Raw genomic sequence first — 18,820 nt, forward strand, 5'->3', positions numbered from 1 at the left:
TCGACTGGTACATGCAGGGCAAGATCCAGATCGATCCGATGATCACCCACACCATGCCGCTCGAAGACATCAACAAGGGCTTCGAGCTGATGCATACGGGCAAGTCCATCCGCGGCGTGGTCGTGTACTGAGCCATGAAAACCATCTCAACCGAAAATTCTCATGGCGGCACCCAGGGCGTTTACATCAATCGCTCGGATGTCTGCGACTGCGACATGACCTTTGCGGTATTCCTACCGCCGCAGGCCAAAGTACGGAAGTTGCCGGTTCTATGGTACCTATCCGGTCTGACCTGCACCCATGCGAACGTCATGGAAAAGGGAGAGTATCGGCGTCTTGCCGCAGAACTCGGTATTATCATCGTCTGCCCCGACACCAGTCCGCGGGGCGATACCGTCCCGGACGAGCCGGATAATTGGCAGTTCGGCAAGGGTGCCGGCTTCTACGTCGACGCCACCGAGCCGCCGTTCGCACAGAATTATCGGATGTACAGCTACATCGTCGATGAATTGCCGAAGCTTATCGCGGCCGAGTTTCCGGTCGACATGACGCGGCAGGGAATCTTCGGCCACTCGATGGGGGGACATGGCGCGATCACGATCGCGCTCAAGCACCCCGAACGCTTCGGCAGCTGCTCGGCCTTCGCGCCGATCAGCCATCCCTCGGTCTCCGGCTGGTCAAAGCCGGCATTCCAGAAATACCTCGGATCGGATGAAAGGAACTGGCGGGCCTATGATGCCTGCTCGCTGATCGAAGACGGGCACCGGTTCCCGGAATTCCTCGTCGACCAAGGCACGGCGGATAGCTTCCTGCAGGACGGATTGCGCCCCGAAGAGCTCCGGCAGGCCTGCGAGACGGCCGGCATCAGCCTGCGGCTTCGCATGCAGGACGGGTACGGCCACTCCTACTTCTTCATTTCGACATTCATGGAAGACCATCTGCGCTGGCACGCGCGGAGATTGGGAGACTGATTGCAGAGCTTGGCCGGGCATATCGCAAACGGCCCAGAAGGGGAGGAGAAACCCATGACCAGCATAGCCATACATCCGGCAGTGGATTCAGGCTTTCGGGCGACTGACGCTGCTTTCGCAGGCGGGACGCTCGTCTGCAAATGCGCAAGCAATCCGGTCAAGGTGAAGATCAAGGGCGATATCGCCCATAATCACGCCTGTGGCTGCACCAAGTGCTGGAAGCCCGAGGGCGCCGTCTTCTCGGTCGTGGCGGTCGCTCCGACCGAAAGCGTCGAAGTGCTGGAGAACGGCGATAAGCTCGCCGTCGTCGATTCCGCCGCCTTGATCCAGCGCCACGCCTGCAAGGAATGCGGCGTGCATATGTATGGGCCGGTTGTGCGCGAACATCCGTTCCAGGGATTGTCCTTCGTCCATCCGGAACGCTTCCAGGAAAGCGGCTGGGCGAAGCCGGGCTTTGCGGCCTTCGTGTCGTCGATCATCGAGAGCGGCTTCGACCCCGCGAAGATGGACGCCGTCAGGGCGCAGTTGAGGGCGTCCGGCCTCGAGCCTTACGATTGCCTAAACCCTGGCCTTATGGACTACATGGCCACGTGGACCGCCAAGAAGAGCGGCGTTCTGGCTTCTTAATCGACCCCGGGGAGCGCCGGGCCGGCGCTCCCCGACAAAACCGCCGCCACCGGAAACGAGATATTCCGCAATGGCCGCTCGCCGGGTCGCCGGCGTCCAGGCTTCGAGGCCTGATGACCGACGTCGTATCGACGTCAACTCCAGAGACATTCTCACCGACCTGCCACATGATCCGCTGGCAAGAACGCCGCGACGGTCGCCGCCGCGGAATGTCGATCATTGTCAGCACGTTAAGCGGTGCCTGACAGGCATCGCGACCATAGCGCTCGGCATCATTGTGTATTCTATAAATACTAATTGTGTACGCAAAGTACACAATTATTGACTCCTTCCGACAAGCGTGCCATTTTCACGGCGTAGAGCAACGACTGGCCGGAGAGCGACGATGGCGAAGACACCCAAGAGCAATCTCTACGAAGACCTGAAACGGCAGATCCTGACGATGGAACTGGACCCGGACGCCGATCTGGACGAAGCCAGTTTGAGTGAAAGATACGGGCTCTCGCGGACGCCGGTTCGCGACATATTTCGGCGCCTTGCCGGCGAGGGTTATATCGACATCCGCGAGAACAGGGGTGCGCGGGTCATCCCGATGAACCATTCCACCCTGCGGAATTTCTTTCTCGTCGCACCGATGATCTACGCGGCGATCGGCCGTCTCGCCGTGCAGAATTTCAAACCCGCCCAGCTTTCAGACCTGAAGCAGACCCAGGAGCGGTTCCGCGCCGCCAGCGAGAACATGGACCCTTTGGCGATGGTCCTCGAGAACAATCGTTTTCACGAAATTTTCGGCGAGATGTCGGGCAACGTCTATCTGCAGCCGAGCCTCGGCCGGCTGCTGATCGACCACGCGCGCATCGGCCACACCTTCTTCCGACCGAGGAACGAGGACATGAAGCGGCGGCTTCAAGTGGCCGTCGACCATCATGACAGCTTCATCGATGCGCTCGGCGCCCACGATGAGAATGCCGTCGTCGACCTCGTCTTCGAACACTGGGAATTGTCCCGCGAGAACATGGAGATGTTCATCGCCCCGCAAGGCCTCAAGGCGGACGCCTTCCTCGGCGGTCCCGCCACGCAAATATTGGAGAAGTCATCGTGAAGTTTGAGGGGATCTATACGCCGGCGGTGACGCCGCTCGATCAAAATGGCCAGATCGACAAAGCCGGATTTGCCGCCGTGCTCGAGTCGCTGATCGAGGCCGGCGTCCACGGCATCATCGTCGGCGGCTCGACGGGCGAGTATTACGCCCAGAGCAGCCAGGAGCGCTTCGACCTCGCAGCCTATGCGAGGGACGTCATCGGCACGCGGCTGCCCCTTATTATCGGGACCGGCGCCACGCGCACCGAAGATTCGGTCGAATACGCAAAGGCGGCGAAGGACATCGGCGCGGATGCAATCCTGGTGTCGTCACCGCCCTACGCGCTGCCGACCGAACGCGAGAATGCGGTCCACGCTCTGACCGTCGACCGCGCGGCCAACCTGCCGATCATGCTCTACAACTATCCCGCCCGCATGGGTGTCGTGATGGGCGAAGAATATTTCTCCCGCGTCGGCAAGTCGAAGAACGTGATCGCCATCAAGGAAAGCTCCGGCGACATGGGCAACCTTCACCTGCTCGCCCGTAAGTTTCCGCATATTGCACTGTCCTGCGGCTGGGACGATCAGGCGCTCGAATTCTTCGCCTGGGGCGCGAAGAGCTGGGTCTGCGCCGGCTCCAATTTCCTGCCGCGCGAACATGTGGCCCTCTATGAGGCCTGCGTCGTCGAAAAGAACTTCGACAAAGGCCGGGCGATCATGACCGCGATGCTGCCGCTGATGGATTTCCTCGAATGCGGCAAATTCGTCCAGTCGATCAAGCACGGATGCGAATTGATCGGGCTGAACGTCGGCTCGGTCCGCGCGCCGCTGCGCCCGCTCAACTCCGAGGAAAAACGAACACTTCAGACCGTCGTCGCCACGTTGAAGCGCACGGTCAGCCAGATCACGTCGGGAGCAAACCATGCATGAACCCTTGACCGCAGCCGAATACAAGGCGATCGCCGCCGGTCTTCAACTTCCGACGAATGCCTTCGTCGACGGGGCATTCCGTCCGGCGAACTCCGGCAAGACGTTCACCTCCACGAACCCTGCGACGGGTGAGGCTCTCGCCGAAATCGCAGCCTGCGACGCCACCGACGTCGACGCCGCCGTCGCCAAGGCGAAGCAAGCTTTCGACGACGGCCGCTGGCGGCTGCGTTCGCCGGCCGAACGCAAAGCAGTGCTCCTCAAGCTCGCCAAACTTTTGGAGGACCATCGTCACGAACTCGCCGTCATGGAGAGCCTCGACAGCGGCAAGCCGGTCGGCGAATGCCAGACGGTCGATGTTGCCGATACCATTCATACGCTGCGCTGGCACGCCGAGCTGATCGACAAGCTCTATGACAACACCGCTCCGGTCGGCGCCAACGCGCTGACGATGATCGTGCGCGAGCCTATCGGTGTTGTCGGATGCGTGCTGCCGTGGAATTTCCCGCTGCTGATGCTGGCCTGGAAGATCGGCCCGGCGCTTGCCGCCGGCTGCTCGGTGATCGTCAAGCCGGCACAGGAAACGACGCTCACCACGCTGCGCGTCGCCGAGCTTGCTCATGAAGCAGGTATCCCGGCTGGCGTCTTCAACGTCGTGACCGGCGGCGGCAAGGAGGTCGGCGAACCGATCGGCCTGCATATGGATGTCGATATGGTCGCTTTCACCGGATCGACGCCCACCGGCCGCCGCTTCCTGCGCTACGCCGCCGACTCGAACCTCAAGAAGGTGGTGCTCGAATGCGGCGGCAAGAACCCCGCGGTGGTTCTCGACGATGCCGAAGACCTGGACCTCGTTGCCGAGCAGGTCGTTAACGGCGCCTTCTGGAACATGGGCGAGAACTGCTCGGCCACCTCGCGTCTGATCGTTCATGCCAAGATCAAGGACGAACTGCTGAAACGCATCGGCGCCTACATGCGCGAATGGAAGACCGGCGATCCGCTCGACCCGGCAAACCGCATCGGCGCGCTCGTCAGCAAGGCGCATTTCGAAAAGGTGAAGTCTTTCCTCGACGACGCCAAGACGGAGAAGCTCTCGATCGCCCATGGCGGTGAAACCTATAACGGCATCTTCATCGAACCGACGGTGGTCGAGGGCGTGACGCCGGCCAGCCGCCTCTTCCAGGAAGAAATTTTCGGCCCGGTGCTTTCGGTGACGACCTTCAATTCGCTGGCCGAGGCGATCGCCCTTGCCAACGACACGAACTACGGCCTGACGGCGTCCGTCTATACCGGTAGCCTGCGGAACGCCATCAGGCTCTCGCGGGAGATCCGCGCCGGCGTCGTCACCGTCAACTGCTTCGGAGAAGGCGACGCCAGCACGCCGTTCGGCGGCTACAAGGAGTCCGGCTTCGGCGGCCGCGACAAGTCGGTCTTCGCTCACGACAATTACTGCGAACTCAAGACCATCTGGATCGACGTATCCGAACGGTCGGTCGACGAGACGATCCGATGACCCGCCATGTGATCAAGCGCCTGCCGATCGATACCGGCGTTTCGGGATGGGAGGCGATCAGCGAACGCGCCTTTCCCGCAATGGCGCTTGAACACGACATTACCGCGGACTGGCTGATTGTCGGCGCCGGATTTGCCGGCCTGTCGGCGGCCCGCCGCCTCTCGCAGTTGCGCCCTCAGGACAAGATCGTCGTCCTGGAGGCGCGTGAAGTCGCCAAGGGTCCGGCCGGGAGAAATTCCGGCTTCATGATCGACGTGCCGCACAATCTCTCTTCCGGCGAGTATTCGGTGGCCGACGAAGAGGCGACCAAGGACGAGATTCGACAGAACCGTCTGGCGATTTCCTTCGCAGCCGATGTCGCGGCCGAATACGGCCTGTCCAAGGAAACCTTCGATCCGGCGGGCAAGGTGAATGCCGCGGCCTCCGACCGGGGGCTCGGGCTCAACGACAACTACAGGAAGTCGCTCGAAAAGATCGGTGAGCAGCATCGCGTTCTCGATGCCGATCAGATGCGGGAGATGACGGGCTCGCGCTATTATCGCGGTGGGCTCTATACGCCGGGCGCGGTGATGATCCAGCCCGCCGACTATATCCGCGGCCTGGCGCGCGGACTTAGCGCAAAGATCGCCATTCACGAGCACTCGCCGGTGCTGGAGCTTTCCCGCGAGGGAAAGTCCTGGAAGGCGAAGACGGCTCGCGGATCGGTCTCCGCGCCGAAGGTCATTCTGGGCGTGAACGGCCATATTCAAAGCTTCGGCCATTTCCGCGGGCGGCTGATGCACATATTCACCTACGCGTCGATGACATCGGCCTTTTCCCAGAACGAATTCGGCGGCGATATCACCGGCGCGGACCGTTGGGCGCTGCTGCCGGCCGATCCGATGGGCGCGACGGTGCGCAAGATCACCACAGATGGCCGTTCGAGGATCGTCATCAGGACGCGGTTCACTTACGACCCGAGCCTCCAGGTGTCGGAGAAGCGGGTCGCCGGCGTGGCGGCCGAGCAGCGCCGCTCGTTCGACGCTCGCTTCCCCGGAATGCAAAGCCTGCCGATGGAGTTTAGCTGGGCGGGTGCGCTCTGCCTGAGCCGAAACCATGTGCCGGCATTCGGCGAGGTCGAGGAAGGGCTTTTTTCCGCCTGCTGCGAGAATGGTCTCGGCACCGTCAAGAGCACGCTTGCGGGAATGATGGCGGCCGATCTGGCGACAGGCGCCGCAAGCCCCGAACTCGACAAATACAAGAACCAGCCGGAACCGGTGAGATTGCCGCCCGAGCCCATCGCGTGGCTCGGCGTCAACTCGGTCATCCGCCTGCAGGAATTGCGTGCTGGCCGCGAGGGATGATCCCTCGGCCCGCGCAATCTGAAGCTGCCCGCTCGCAGACTTCAATGAGAATGGGAACGTAAAACAGGAGTAAGAACAATGAAAAATTTGTGGAAGGCGCTCTGCGCCGCTGCAATGATCGGGGTCAGCATCCTTCCTGCTCGCGCGGAAGAAAAGACGATCACCATGGGCACGATGTCGTGGGAAGATCTGACGCCCATCACCGGTATCACCAAGAAGGTTCTCGAAGACGCGGGCTACACCGTCAAGGTGACCGAGTTCTCCGAATGGGGCATCGCCTATGCCGCTCTTGCCAAGGGTGACATCCAGGTTCTCACCTCGCAGACGGACTATGTCGCGCAGGACTACTGGGACAAGAACAAGAACCGCCTCGAAAAGATCTCGCCGGTTTCGCACGGCCTCTATCAGGGTGTTGCGGTTCCCAAATATGTCCCGATCGACTCGCTGGAACAGCTCAATGAAAACGCCGACAAGTTCGGCGGCAAGATCATCGGTATCGAACCGGGCGCCGGCCTGATGCGCGATACCTCGAATGTGGTCAAGGACTACGGCCTCAAGCTCCAGCTCGTCGAGGGCAGCACCGCCGCGATGACGGCGGCGCTGAAGTCCGCCTATGATCGCAAGGAGTGGATCGCGGTGACGATCTGGGAGCCGTCCTGGATGGTCCAGAAGTACGAGGTCAAGTACCTCAAGGATCCGAAGGGCATCTTCCCGCCGCCGCAGAGCTACTACTGGATCGGCCATAAGGGCTTCTCCGCAGAGAACCCGCATGCGCGGGAAGTGATGGCCAGCGTCTATGTGCCGCTCGCCGACATCACCGCCATCAACGGCGCGGTCAATGAAGGCAAGACCATGGACCAGGCCGTGCAGGATTGGATCGGCGCCCATGCCGACCTGATCAAGCGCTGGGAAAACATCAAGAAGAACTAACCGCGTCGTGGCCGTCCGATCCGTCGGGCGGCCATCCTACAGCGCCGCGCGTTCTTTTGGACGCGCAAAGGACGCTGGGAGATTCAACGAGAGAAGCCAGCGCCGATTGGCTCAAGGGGATCGCTATGAAAACCGTAACTGCCGATATCAATGATGTCCTGATCGACTGCCAGTCCCTCTGGAAAGTCTTCGGTGACAAGTCCGCTGCGGCAATGAAGTCGATCAAGGAGCGCGGCCTCGGCAAAAAAGAGGTCTTGAAGGAATACAACTGCGTCGTCGGCGTGTCCGAGGCGAGCCTCCAGGTGCGGCGCGGCGAAATCTTCTGCATCATGGGCTTGTCGGGAAGCGGAAAATCCACGCTCATCCGCCTGCTCAACAAATTGATCACGCCGAGCGCCGGCAAGGTCCTCGTCAAGGGGCGCGACCTCGCCGCCCTGTCTCCGGTCGATCTCCGGCAGATGCGCGCCAGGAACATCGGCATGGTGTTTCAGAGCGTCGCTCTGTTGCCGCACCGCACAGTCTTGGAAAATGCGGCCTTCGGCCTCGAAGTGCAGGGAATAACCAAGCCGGAGCGAAACAAGACCGCCGTTGCCGCGCTCGAGAAGGTCGGCCTCGCCGACTGGGTGAACCGGTATCCGGGCGAGCTCTCGGGCGGCATGCAGCAACGCGTCGGTCTCGCCCGCGCTCTCGCTTCCGACCCCGAGATCATTCTGATGGACGAGCCGTTCAGCGCGCTCGATCCGCTCATCCGGCGCCAGCTTCAGGACGAATTCCGGCAGCTGACGAAAGCCTTGGGCAAGTCCGCGGTCTTCATCACCCATGATCTCGACGAGGCGATCCGGATCGGCGACCGCATTGCGATCATGAAGGACGGCGTCATCATCCAGACCGGCACGGCCGAGGAAATCATCCTCAACCCGGCGGATGCCTATGTCGCCGAATTCGTCGCCGGCATATCCCGTCTCCATCTGATCAAGGCGCATTCCGTCATGCGCAGTGTCGCCGAATTCCAGCAAAGCGCGCCGAATTCCGACATCGCGTCGCTGGCGCGCACGACGCCGGACGCCGACATCGACGAACTCATCACATTGACGATGCAGTCGGAGCGCGACGCCATCGCCGTCGTGGACAATGGTCAGATTGTCGGCGTGGTCACGCCGCGCAGCCTGCTGATGGGCGTCAAGGGACCATCCGCCCACGATCTGCCGGCGGCGTCCACCAACTGGAGCTGATTGACATGGATAGTTCAGGCTTCATCGATCTTTTTGACGAATGGACCGATTCCGCGCTCGAATGGGTGAGCGACAATGGCGAGTTCCTTTTCGATTCCATCAGGCAGGTTCTCGAAGGGCTCTATGCCGGGATCCTCTGGCTCCTGGAACTTCCGCCATTCTATCTGATCGCGCTGATCGTGGCGCTCGTCGGCTGGCGGCTGGTCAATGTCTGGTTCGCCCTGCTGAGCGGCGTCGCGCTGGCGCTTTGTTTTTCCATGGGACTCTGGCCGGAGACGATGAGTACGCTGGCGCTGGTCTTGACCGCAACCACGCTCGCCCTGGTGATCGGCATCCCGATCGGCATTATGGCCGGCTTCTTTCCCGCCCTCGATCGTTTCATGGAGCCCGGCCTGGACCTGATCCAGACGCTTCCGCCATACATCTACCTGCTGCCGGCGATCGCTCTGCTCGGCTATGGACCGGCGACGGCATTGATCGCGACCGTGATCGTCGCCGTGCCGCCGGCAATCCGCCTGACGTCTCTCGGTATCCGGATGACGCCCAAGGAGTTCATCGAACTCGGAGAGGCGCTTGGGATGACGCCGGCGAAGATGTTCTTCAAGATCCGCCTTCCCTTCGCGCTGCCGAGCATCATGGCGGGCATCAACCAGAGCCTGATGATGGCCTTCGGCATGGTCGTCATCGCAGGCATCGTCGGTTCCGGCGGGCTTGGCGAGACGATCTACGGCGCGATCAGAACGCTCGACATCGCGACTTCGATCAATGGAGCGATCGCCATCGTGGTTCTGACCATGGTGCTTGATCGCATAACCCAGAGTGCTGCTCGTCTGGGAACGGGGAGGAAGTCATGAATCCGTCCATCCTGCAGTTTTCGCCCGGCGCTTTCCTGGCGCCATCCGTCGATTGGCTCAACACCAACTTTCATCCGCTGTTTGCGGCGATCAGCTATCTGGTCGAAGCGGTGCTTTCCGGATTCGAAGCGGCACTGCTCTTCGTGCCGCCCTATGGGCTCATCGCGATCGTCGTCGTTCTGGCATTCGTCGCCGTCGGTCTGCGCGCCGCGATCCTGGCCGGTCTTTGCCTGGGCTTCTGTCTCCTCATGGGGCTGTGGACGGCATCGATGCAGACCCTGTCTCTGGTCACCGTCGCGGTCCTGATCTCCGTGCTCATCGCCTTCCCGATCGGCGTCCTGTGCTCGCGCTACAAGACATTGGAGGCGATGGTTCGCCCGGTTCTCGATGTGATGCAGACCGTGCCGCCGTGGGTCTATCTCATTCCTGCGGTGATGATCTTCAGCCTTGGACGCGTGCCGGCAATCATCGCCACCATCGTCTATGGCATTCCGCCGATGCTCCGACTGACCACGCTGGCATTCAACCAGGTGCCGAAGGAATTCATCGAACTCGGCAGCGCTATCGGCGCGCCGCCTCGCTCGGTGCTTTGGAAGATCGAGATCCCCTTGGCCAAGCAGACGCTCCTGGTCGGGCTCAACCAGTGCATCCTTCTGTCGCTGGCCATGGTCGTGCTGGCCGGGCTCGTCGGTGCCGGCGGTCTCGGTGCTGAGGTGACGCGCGGCTTGACGCGCATGGAGATGGGGCTTGGTCTCAGGGCAGGCCTGGCGATCGTCGCCGTCGCCCTTCTGCTCGACCGGCTGTCCCGCGGCCTGCTCGACCGCGACAGGCTGCCGAAGGCGAAATGAGCAAGGACATAGAGAGATGAGAAACAGCTTCTTCTGCATCGATGCGCATACTTGCGGCAATCCCGTCCGCTTGGTCGCCGGAGGCGGTCCACTGCTTGCCCATGCACCGATCAGCGAGCGCCGGGAGATTTTCGTCCGCGACCATGACTGGGTGCGCAAGGCGCTGATGTTCGAGCCGAGGGGGCACGACATCATGTCAGGGGCGATCATCTATCCTGCCTATCGGCAGGACTGCGATTTCGCCGTGCTGTTCATCGAAGTGAGCGGCTGCCTGCCGATGTGCGGCGCCGGCACCATCGGCACCGTGACCGCCGCGATCGAGGAGGGGCTGGTCAAGCCGCGCGAACCCGGCCGGGTCGCCATCGAGACGCCTGCGGGGAGGGTTGACGTGACCTATGAGGAGAAGGACGGATATGTCGATTCCGTTCGTCTCCACAATGTGGCGAGCTATCTCCATGAGGCTGATGTCGAGGTGGATGTGCCGGGAATGGGCCGTCTGCGCGTCGATATATCCTATGGCGGCAACTATTATGCGGTCGTCGAACCACAGGATAACTGGAGCGGCCTCGACGGCATGACCGCATCCGACATTGTCGGCTGCAGCCAGAGACTGAGGTCGGCGCTTGCCGGTATCTGCGATCCTGTCCATCCCGACGACCCGAGGATTCGCGGTGTGCATCACGCCATCTGGTGCGACCGCCCGGTGAATGACGTCTCGGATGGACGCTGCGCCGTCTTCTATGGCGAAAAGGCCATCGATCGATCGCCGGGCGGCACCGGCACCTCCGCCCGCATGGCCCAGCTCTATGGGAAGGGGCGGCTTACCATCGGGTCGAGATACCGGCATGAAAGCCTGATCGGAACCATCTTCGAGGGCCGGGTCGAAGCCGAGGCGAGCATTGGACCCTATAGCGGCATTCTTCCCAGCATCGGAGGCTGGGCGCGCGTCATCGGGCACAACACCATTTTCGTTGACGATCGTGATCCGCTGGCGCATGGCTTTCAGATCCGATGAGCGCGTTTTCGGCAGGGAGATGACTATGCGACCCGATCAGCAACGCCAAGCAGACGACGCCGCAAGATCGGCTGGCCGGCTCAAGGTCGGGTTCGTTCTGGCGCGCTCGTTCACGCTGTCGGCCTTCGCACTCTTCGTGGATACGCTGCGGCTGGCGAGCGACGAGCAGGATCGCTCCGGAAGGCTTCTTGCCGACTGGCAGGTGATCGGCAGCACGAGGCACCTGATCACCGCGAGCTGCGGCGTCCAGGTTGCGCCGACCTCCGATTTCGTCGATCCGGCGAAGTTCGACTACATCGTGGTCGTCGGCGGCCTTCTGACGGTGGAGAACCCCGTCGACCAGCAGACCATCGCCTTTCTCAAGCAGGCGGATGCCAAGAAGGTGCCGTTGATCGGCGTGTGCACGGGTTCATTCATCCTTGCTGAGGCCGGCCTGATGAAGCGGCACGAAACCTGCGTGAGCTGGCTGCATTACAAGGAATTTCGCGAGCGCTTTCCCGAGCTCAGCGTTCGTTCCGACCGGCTCTTCAATCTCGATCGCCAGCGCGGCTCTTGCGCAGGCGGCAGCAGTTCCGCCGACATGGCGGCATTGCTGGTCAGGAAACGCATCAGCCGCGACGCCGAGCGAAACGCGCTTGAAGTGCTTCAGATCGAAAAGGCCCGGACGTCGGCGGATATTCAGCCGCGGCGACCGCTCTACGACGAGTATGAAGACGCCCGCGTCAAGGCGGCGATGATTGCGATGGAACAGTTCGTCGACGGCAGCATGTCGATTCAGAAGCTTGCCGCCATGGTTGGCCTGTCAAGGCGGCAACTGGAGAGGATCTTCATCGACAAGACCGGAATGTCTCCCGCCAAGGCCTATAATCGTGTTCGCATGGAGCGGGCGAAATCGATCCTTGCCCAGTCGAAGGCGCCGCTGATCGAGATCGCGCTCGATGTCGGCTTTGAAAACGCCTCGCAGTTCACGAGAACCTTCAAGCGCACATTCGGGCAGACGCCGTCGCAGCATCGCGCAGCCGCTTTGAGAGCGCACTGAGTTTACTCAGATCTCTTCCCACGGAAACGTGTCCAGCCGCTCGGCGCCCCTGGCCGTAATCAGAGCCTGGGTTTCCAGTTTGATGCTCTCGGATCCGGCTTCGGCGATCAGGCTTTCGACGTTGAGCACCATGCCCTCCTCGATGGCGCCGCTGAAATCAGGGTCGAAATCCGGATGCAGAAGGATCCCCGGCCACTCGTCCGCCATTCCGGTTCCGTGCAGCGCAAGCGTGTATCGATAAGGCTGGTATTTCTCCGGAATCCGCCACGACTGCGCGTTGAATTCTGCGAACGTCATGCCGGGCTTCAGGATTGCGAGATTGTGCTCGATCTGATCCCTGGCCGCCGCGTAAAGTTCCTTCTGCTTGGTGGTCATGGCGACATGCCCTGCGGTCCACGACCGCGAGAGGTCGGCGCAATAGCCGTAGGGTCCGATCATATCGGTGTCGAAGGATATCATTTCGCCGCGCTTGATGACGTAGTCCGAACACTCCTGATACCAGGGGTTCGTTCTCGGGCCAGCGGTCAAGAGCTTGGTCTCCAGCCACTCGCCGCCGCTGCGGGCGTTTTCGAAGTGAAGCTCGGCCCAGATTTCTCTTTCGGTGCGGCCGGGCTCTGACATCTCGTACATCCGCGCCATGCCGGCTTCGCAGACACGGATCGTCCATCGCATCAGCTCGATTTCGTCGGCGCTCTTGATCGATCGCGCCCGCTCCGCCAGTTCCTGGCCGTCGACAAGCGTGAAGCCGCGTTCGCGCAGTTCGAAGGCGCCGGCGGGTTCGAGCCTGTCCACCGCAACGCGCCTGTTGCTGCCATGGCTGCTCACGAGGTCCGCGACCTCGTCCGCCCAGGCTTTCAGGCGGGATTCCATCAGGTTGCCCGCCGTGAAGAATATCCATGACTTCGCCGGCCGGATCTCGTCGATGCCGGCAAGCCCGTCATTGACGTGCTCGGCGCCTTCGAATTCGAACAGTATCGCCGGTCCATCGGCGAGGATCAGAGCGTAGCGCGCGGCGTTGTGCATCGTCCAAATGCTCATATTCGATGAATCGAAGGCATATCGGATGTTGACGGGGTCATAGAGCAGCAGGGCGCCGCAGTCCCATTCGCGCATCGTCGTGCGCAGGCGCTCCAGACGATAGTGGCGAGCCCGATCGAGCGTCGTGGCCGGCACAGGACTGATAAGAGGCCGATCCGCTCCCTCAGGATTGAGATATGCCTGCTTCCGCTCATCCTTGAAGACCGTCGAGCCGGTCGGCTCAGCGGAATCGCTTTCGTCTCGCAGCATCGAAGTCAGTCCTTGTCGTCGGTGAATGGCGCGACGTTGCCGGGCGCTCAGCGCTCGATGACGAGATCGCTGAGCGGCTTCGAGCAGCAGGGCAGGAAGAAGCCGGCGTCGATTTCCCTTTGGCGAATTCCGCCATTGTGGTTCATGTCGACCGTCCCGGAGGCGAGCTTCGATTTGCAGGTGCCGCAGACGCCGTTCGCACAGGATGACGGTATCCTGACGCCCGCCTTCTTCGCGCATGAGAGCACACTCTGCTCGCCTGTTACCGCGATGCTGCGGGCCTGTTTCGAGAAGGTGACCTGGAAAACCTTGGCAGCCGCCTCCTGAACCGCGGGAATTTCGGGTTCGTCGATGACAGCGGCGTCGAAGCTTTCCTCCAGGTAGTTCGAGCCGGCGACGCCGAGTTCGGCGGCAATGCCGCGCGCAGCCGCCATGAACGGGGCGGGACCGCAGCACATCACGGTTCGCTCAGTGATATCGGGAACGGCAAGCCAGATATATTCTTTCGAAATGCGACCGGTCAGGCCGGGCCAGGACGGCTCGCCGGCAACGGTCTCCGGGAGAAAGTGGAGGCGAAGACCTTTCAGCCTGCGGGCGATGCAGGCGAGCTCGTCGCGAAAGATCAGATCCTGGGGCGTCCGGCCGGCATGCATGAAGACGACGTCGGCCGGTTCGCAACTGTCGGCGATCTCACGCAGAATGGACATGACGGGCGTAATGCCGGAGCCGCCGGACAAAAGCAGAAGCTTACGTCCCGCCGTCTGGGGCCTGACGAAGTGACCGAGCGGACCGCTCGCCTTGACGGCTGCCCCGGGAGCCAGCGTGTCATGAAGCCAGTTGGAGATCTTGCCGCCGGGAACGCGCTTCACCGTCACGGAGAAGGCATTCGTCCGATGCGGCGAAGACGAGATGCTGTAGCACCTGTTTTCCGCCTCTCCATTGTGCTCGAGATCGAACAGAAAATACTGTCCCGCCTTGAAGGCGAACCGCTTGCCCTCGCGCGATGCGAAGGTGAATGTCTTGACGTCGTGGGTCTCCTGCTGAACGTCGAGGCAAACGAGCGTGTCGTCTTCTTCCGGGTTCCAGACGTCGTCAAGAGCGGCCCTGGCTGCGGGCGCCTGCGGGCTCCTAGTATCCATGGGCGCGCATCCGGTCGATGTACCAGGTGGCGAACTTGTCGAGGTTCGTCTCGGAGAAGCGGGAGTAGGGGCCTGGCTGATAGGCCGGGTCGAGAGCGCCTGCATGGGAGCGCGCCACCAGATCGGCGTCCTGGTCGGTCGTTGCCACCCAGACATCCGTCAGCTTGTCGAGATCGTAATCCACGCCTTCGACGGCGTCCTTGTGGACCAGCCACTTGGTTCTGACCAGCGTCTTGCCCGCGGAGAGCGGGATGACGGTTGCCACCACCGCATGGTCGCCCATGAAGTGGTTCCAGCTGTTGTGGCCCCAAAGATGCATGTCGCCGAGATCCTTGCGGGTCATGTGCCCGAGCAGCTTGGAGGATGCGGCGGTGGCATCGTGGGTCTGGGATTCACCAGCGCCTGCGATGATCAGCCGCTGGGTGCGGAAATTTGTGGCGCAGTCGGCGAGTTGCTCGACGGCAGCCGAGGGAAGGCCGTCAGCCTCCCACGCCTTCGTCCGCTCTTCATACAGCCTGAAATGCTCCTCGGCCTGTTCGCGATCCTCCGGGCTCAGCGTCTCGGGGTCGAAGCCGAAGTCGAGATCGACGAAGGAGACGCAAAGCTCTGGATGGTTCGCGGAGCAATGGTAGCACTCGCGATTGTTCTCCATCGTGAGCTTCCAGTTGCCGTCCTCGATGACGTCGGTCTGGTGAGCGATCTTGGCATTGCGGATGTCGTAGGGAGCGAGGCGCTCGACCATGGCCTGTTCGAGGAGAGCGATGTCCTCGGGCGGATTGTCGGAGAGGCAGACGTAGATCAGCCCGCCGATCGACTTGAAGGTGACGGGCTTGAGGCTCCGACACTCCTTGTCGAAGTCCTTGCCCATGTGCGGGGCGTAGCCGAGCTCGCCCGTCAATTCATATGTCCAGGTGTGATAGGGACAGACGAGTTTTGAGACGATCGTCTTGCCCGGATCGAGAAGGCGGGAGCCGCGATGGCGGCAGACATTGTGCAGGACGCGAATTTCTCCGTCGTCGTCGCGCAGGAGGATCAGGCTCGTCTTGCCGATGTCGATCACCGTGGCGTCGCCGGGTTCGGGAACGTCACAGTCGAGGCCGACACAGATCCAGTGATTGTGGAAGAAGACGTCGATGTCTGCTTCGAACACATCTTCTCTGACATAAAGCCCGGCCGGCAGCGAGTGACCGTTGGCACGAGCGTCGAGAAGGGCTGAAATGGAAGAAGGAAGTCTGTTTAGCATGAGAACCTCTTATGCGAGAGTTTCCCTAGATTGCCCTTGCACTACCGGCATTTCAACGGCATAAAAAATCACGTTCGCATAAGTTTTTATCATGCGATGAGAGGTTTGCGATGCATTTCCGAAGACGGCTCCCGTCGCTGACGGCGCTGGTGACCCTGGAGGCGGTGTTGAGACGGAAAAGCTTCACCACGGCTGCGACCGAACTCGGTGTCACCCAGGCAGCGGTCAGCCGGCAGATTGCCTTGCTGGAGGAGGAACTCGGCCAGCCCCTATTCGTGCGCAAGCATCGAGCGATCGAGCCGACAACGGCATGCATCAACCTTGGCGCCACGCTGGCCAAGAGCCTTGCCGATATCGCCGAGAGCGTGGAAGCGATCCAGTCGCGCAGCCAGGACGTCGTGACGATAGGCGCGACCGTGGCCTTCTCTTCTTTCTGGCTACTGCCGCGGCTGGCCGAATTCCGCCGGGCAAACCCTGGCATTCTGGTGCGGGTGATTTCCCAGGACAGCCCGATTGCCCTCGACGATGGAGAAGTCGACGTGGCAATTCGATACGGTGTGCCTCCCTTCAGCGATGGAACCGTCATCGCCTCGCGTGGCGACGTCATTTGCCCCGTCTGCTCTCCCGATTACCTCAGGCGCCGCGAAGGTGGTCCGCTGGGCTCCGGTGATGAATTCATCGAAACCGATGTTCTCGATCGTTCCTGGTATAGCTGGGCGCAGTGGTTTTCGCTGACCGGTGCCAATCTCGAGATAAAGCCGTCGCTGCGGTTCAATCACTATACCGAGACCATCGCAGCTGCGCGCGCGGGCCAGGGGATGGCATTGGGATGGCGGATGCTGGTTGGCACCTTTCTGGAGGATGGAACCTTGGTGCAGGCCGATGGCGGCGAACTTGCCGCCGAGGATCGTTACAACGTCATCGTGCCGGTCAAAGCCAAGCGCAGCAATGCGCGCGACCTTGCCGCCGCCTGGCTGACAGCATCACTGCACGGTTGATCGAAAACTATCGTCACAAACCCAGTCCCACAGTTGCCGTTCGGTGGACGCCTTTCGGGACGAAGGCGAAGCGATCCGCCAGGCCGAGGAAATCGGCGGCCAGGTGAATGACCGAAAGCCACATTTCCGTCCCCTGCAAGCCCGTTTCGCCGCCATCGGCAAACGGGAATCCCTCACCATCCCGCCATCGACCCAGAGCCTTCGATATGAGATTGCGGGCGATCGCTTCGCCATCGGCCCGCCTGTAGTCGGTCTGCCGGGCAATCAGCAGCAGGGGGTGAATCGTATCGAGCAGGTTGCAGGCATTGTATTTCGCGCCGACGAAGCCCTTATGGTTGCGATAATTGAGGTGAACCGTTTCGAGCGAGGCGTGCGGGTGCGGAAGCGCTGCGCCAAACTGGGCGTAGGTGCCGCGTGTCAGCCGATAAAAACCGTTCACCGGTTGGAGCCATCCTTCCGGCGCAGTCGGCTCGCCCCATAGGCCGGAGACGCTGTTGGCATTGCGGCTCAGCCACTCGAAAAGTTCCTGCCGTGAATGCCGGATGCCGAAATACTTCGCATTGAAGTACATGGCGGTTCCGATCGCATCGACCACGCTGCCGGCATGCCACGCCCGGGTCGACCAGGGCAGGGCGCGCAGCCATTCATCGAGTTCGTCAGCGCCAAGCTCGACCGCGTGGACCGGTTGTCGCGGGCTGGAGCCAAGCAGTTCAAGCGCATAGCCAACCGCAAGGACGTTATAGAGCGCCTTTGGATCATCCCTGAGCGCCTTGCCATGCATGCGCGAATGCTCTTCCGGGAAAAGCCCGGTCTCCCGTTCCTGCAGGCCTTGCAGAAGCTGGACGGTCTCGGATGGATCGAGGTCGGGTGGCAGGTGACCGAAGCCGGCGGCGATCTCGATTACATCGCATAAATGCCGGATCGCCGGTCTGCGGACGCCGTCCGCTTCCAGCGATTCATAGGTTCCCTGCGTTTTCCAGCGTGCAAGGATATCGGGCCATTGGTCTTTCGCTTTTTGGCCGAGCCTGACCAACTGATCTTCGATGTCTCCCGTGCCGGATTTCCTGGGCGCCGAGCCTCGGCTCCGCAGCACCCGGGCCGGCACGCCGCCGGCAACCGACATGGCGGGAATGTCGCCCGTGACGACCGCTCCGGCGGCGATCACCGCACCATTTCCAATCGTGGCGCCATCGAGGATCACGCAATTGGCGCCGATCCAGACGTCGTCACCGATCACTATGCCGATGCTGACGACACCCTGGCGGTGGATGGGAATGGCCGGATCGTCGAAGCCATGATTGAAGCCGACGATCGAGGCATGCGAGGCAATCCGCACGCCATTGCCGCAGGTCACCGTGCCGGACACACAGGCATAGGGATTGATGGTGCAATCGTCGCCGAGGATCACATGGCCGCGGACGAGTGCGTGCCCGGCGATCCAGGAGCGCTCGCCCATCATCAGGCTTTCGGTGAAGATCGCGGCATGCTCGGCGATATAGGACGTCTCAGCCAGCTTCGCATCGCATGATCGCCGGAGTTCCGCCTTGCGGGCCAGGTGGGCCGGATGACGGAGGTCCGACGCAATGTGTTCCCAGGTCAGGTATTGAAGCCTGCGCGCTTCCCGCTCTTCGCTCGCCGATATGTGATGGCTGTTGGCGTGATCCATCCTGCTCCTCATTCTCAGGTTCAGCCGCTGAATATTCGTCTGCCTTCAGCGATCCATTGCCTCGCTGCATCAGACTGCCTGATCCGTTTAAAAGCAAGACATCCGACA

General features: G+C 61.6%; 17 protein-coding genes and 1 pseudogene. 14 read left to right on the forward strand and 4 right to left on the reverse strand.

Features of this window, described 5'->3' with window-relative positions:
* The 13 genes and pseudogenes from FHX10_RS33540 to FHX10_RS33600 all read left to right on the forward strand — a co-directional run.
* A pseudogene (locus FHX10_RS33540) lies at positions 1-131 on the forward strand (S-(hydroxymethyl)glutathione dehydrogenase); the annotation flags it as partial.
* 3 nt (positions 132-134) lie between these two features.
* Positions 135-971, forward strand: coding sequence for an S-formylglutathione hydrolase (fghA, locus tag FHX10_RS33545; protein WP_048338724.1), 837 nt, complete (start codon positions 135-137; stop codon positions 969-971).
* A 54-nt stretch (positions 972-1,025) separates the two neighbouring features.
* Entirely contained in the window at positions 1,026-1,598 is a 573-nt protein-coding gene (gene gfa / locus FHX10_RS33550) for an S-(hydroxymethyl)glutathione synthase (RefSeq protein WP_047619564.1), read from the forward strand.
* Between the two features lie 385 nt (positions 1,599-1,983).
* Positions 1,984-2,700 (forward strand): GntR family transcriptional regulator, encoded by a 717-nt coding sequence (locus FHX10_RS33555; RefSeq protein WP_047619566.1) that lies wholly within the window; start codon positions 1,984-1,986, stop codon positions 2,698-2,700.
* The gene (locus FHX10_RS33560) at positions 2,697-3,608 is read left to right on the forward strand and encodes a dihydrodipicolinate synthase family protein (RefSeq protein WP_063473463.1); all 912 of its coding nucleotides are present in this window, start codon (positions 2,697-2,699) and stop codon (positions 3,606-3,608) included. Before FHX10_RS33555 ends, FHX10_RS33560 begins: the two co-directional genes overlap by 4 nt.
* Positions 3,601-5,118: an aldehyde dehydrogenase gene (locus tag FHX10_RS33565; protein WP_063473464.1), complete on the forward strand. Its 1,518-nt coding sequence runs from the start codon at positions 3,601-3,603 to the stop codon at positions 5,116-5,118. The genes FHX10_RS33560 and FHX10_RS33565 overlap by 8 nt, the downstream gene beginning before the upstream one ends.
* Entirely contained in the window at positions 5,115-6,461 is a 1,347-nt protein-coding gene (locus tag FHX10_RS33570; protein ID WP_063473465.1) for an NAD(P)/FAD-dependent oxidoreductase, read from the forward strand. Before FHX10_RS33565 ends, FHX10_RS33570 begins: the two co-directional genes overlap by 4 nt.
* A gap of 78 nt (positions 6,462-6,539) precedes the next feature.
* Positions 6,540-7,391 carry a glycine betaine ABC transporter substrate-binding protein gene (locus FHX10_RS33575; protein WP_063473466.1) on the forward strand — a complete coding sequence of 284 codons (852 nt, stop codon included), beginning with the start codon at positions 6,540-6,542 and terminating at the stop codon, positions 7,389-7,391.
* Between the two features lie 125 nt (positions 7,392-7,516).
* Complete coding sequence (locus tag FHX10_RS33580) at positions 7,517-8,623, forward strand: glycine betaine/L-proline ABC transporter ATP-binding protein (protein WP_063473467.1); 1,107 nt, start codon at positions 7,517-7,519, stop codon at positions 8,621-8,623.
* A gap of 5 nt (positions 8,624-8,628) precedes the next feature.
* On the forward strand, positions 8,629-9,477 hold the full coding sequence (locus FHX10_RS33585) for an ABC transporter permease (RefSeq protein ID WP_048338730.1): 849 nt from the start codon (positions 8,629-8,631) through the stop codon (positions 9,475-9,477).
* Positions 9,474-10,325, forward strand: coding sequence for an ABC transporter permease (locus FHX10_RS33590; RefSeq protein WP_047619578.1), 852 nt, complete (start codon positions 9,474-9,476; stop codon positions 10,323-10,325). Before FHX10_RS33585 ends, FHX10_RS33590 begins: the two co-directional genes overlap by 4 nt.
* A 16-nt stretch (positions 10,326-10,341) precedes the next feature.
* Positions 10,342-11,340, forward strand: a complete 999-nt coding sequence (locus FHX10_RS33595; protein ID WP_047619580.1) for a 4-hydroxyproline epimerase — start codon at positions 10,342-10,344, stop codon at positions 11,338-11,340.
* 25 nt (positions 11,341-11,365) lie between these two features.
* Positions 11,366-12,379: a GlxA family transcriptional regulator gene (locus FHX10_RS33600; protein WP_047619668.1), complete on the forward strand. Its 1,014-nt coding sequence runs from the start codon at positions 11,366-11,368 to the stop codon at positions 12,377-12,379.
* Between the two features lie 6 nt (positions 12,380-12,385).
* Here the strand turns inward: FHX10_RS33600 and FHX10_RS33605 are convergent, their stop codons facing one another.
* From FHX10_RS33605 to FHX10_RS33615, 3 genes are read right to left on the reverse strand one after another with little or no spacing between them, the layout of a single operon-like run.
* A complete protein-coding gene (locus FHX10_RS33605) occupies positions 12,386-13,666 on the reverse strand; it encodes a M24 family metallopeptidase (protein WP_063473468.1) in 1,281 nt (426 codons plus the stop codon).
* A gap of 47 nt (positions 13,667-13,713) precedes the next feature.
* Positions 13,714-14,805, reverse strand: a complete 1,092-nt coding sequence (locus FHX10_RS33610; RefSeq protein WP_048338732.1) for an FAD-binding oxidoreductase — start codon at positions 14,803-14,805, stop codon at positions 13,714-13,716.
* Positions 14,795-16,048: an aromatic ring-hydroxylating dioxygenase subunit alpha gene (locus FHX10_RS33615; RefSeq protein WP_184390750.1), complete on the reverse strand. Its 1,254-nt coding sequence runs from the start codon at positions 16,046-16,048 to the stop codon at positions 14,795-14,797. The genes FHX10_RS33610 and FHX10_RS33615 overlap by 11 nt, the downstream gene beginning before the upstream one ends.
* A 110-nt stretch (positions 16,049-16,158) precedes the next feature.
* Between FHX10_RS33615 and FHX10_RS33620 the strand changes: the two genes are divergently transcribed.
* The gene (locus tag FHX10_RS33620) at positions 16,159-17,046 is read left to right on the forward strand and encodes a LysR substrate-binding domain-containing protein (RefSeq protein WP_097596129.1); all 888 of its coding nucleotides are present in this window, start codon (positions 16,159-16,161) and stop codon (positions 17,044-17,046) included.
* A 13-nt stretch (positions 17,047-17,059) separates the two neighbouring features.
* Here the strand turns inward: FHX10_RS33620 and FHX10_RS33625 are convergent, their stop codons facing one another.
* On the reverse strand, positions 17,060-18,712 hold the full coding sequence (locus FHX10_RS33625) for an acyltransferase (RefSeq protein WP_063473472.1): 1,653 nt from the start codon (positions 18,710-18,712) through the stop codon (positions 17,060-17,062).
* Positions 18,713-18,820: the final 108 nt, after the last annotated feature.

The sequence above is a fragment of the Rhizobium sp. BK591 genome (assembly GCF_014195045.1).
GTDB lineage: Bacteria > Pseudomonadota > Alphaproteobacteria > Rhizobiales > Rhizobiaceae > Rhizobium > Rhizobium anhuiense.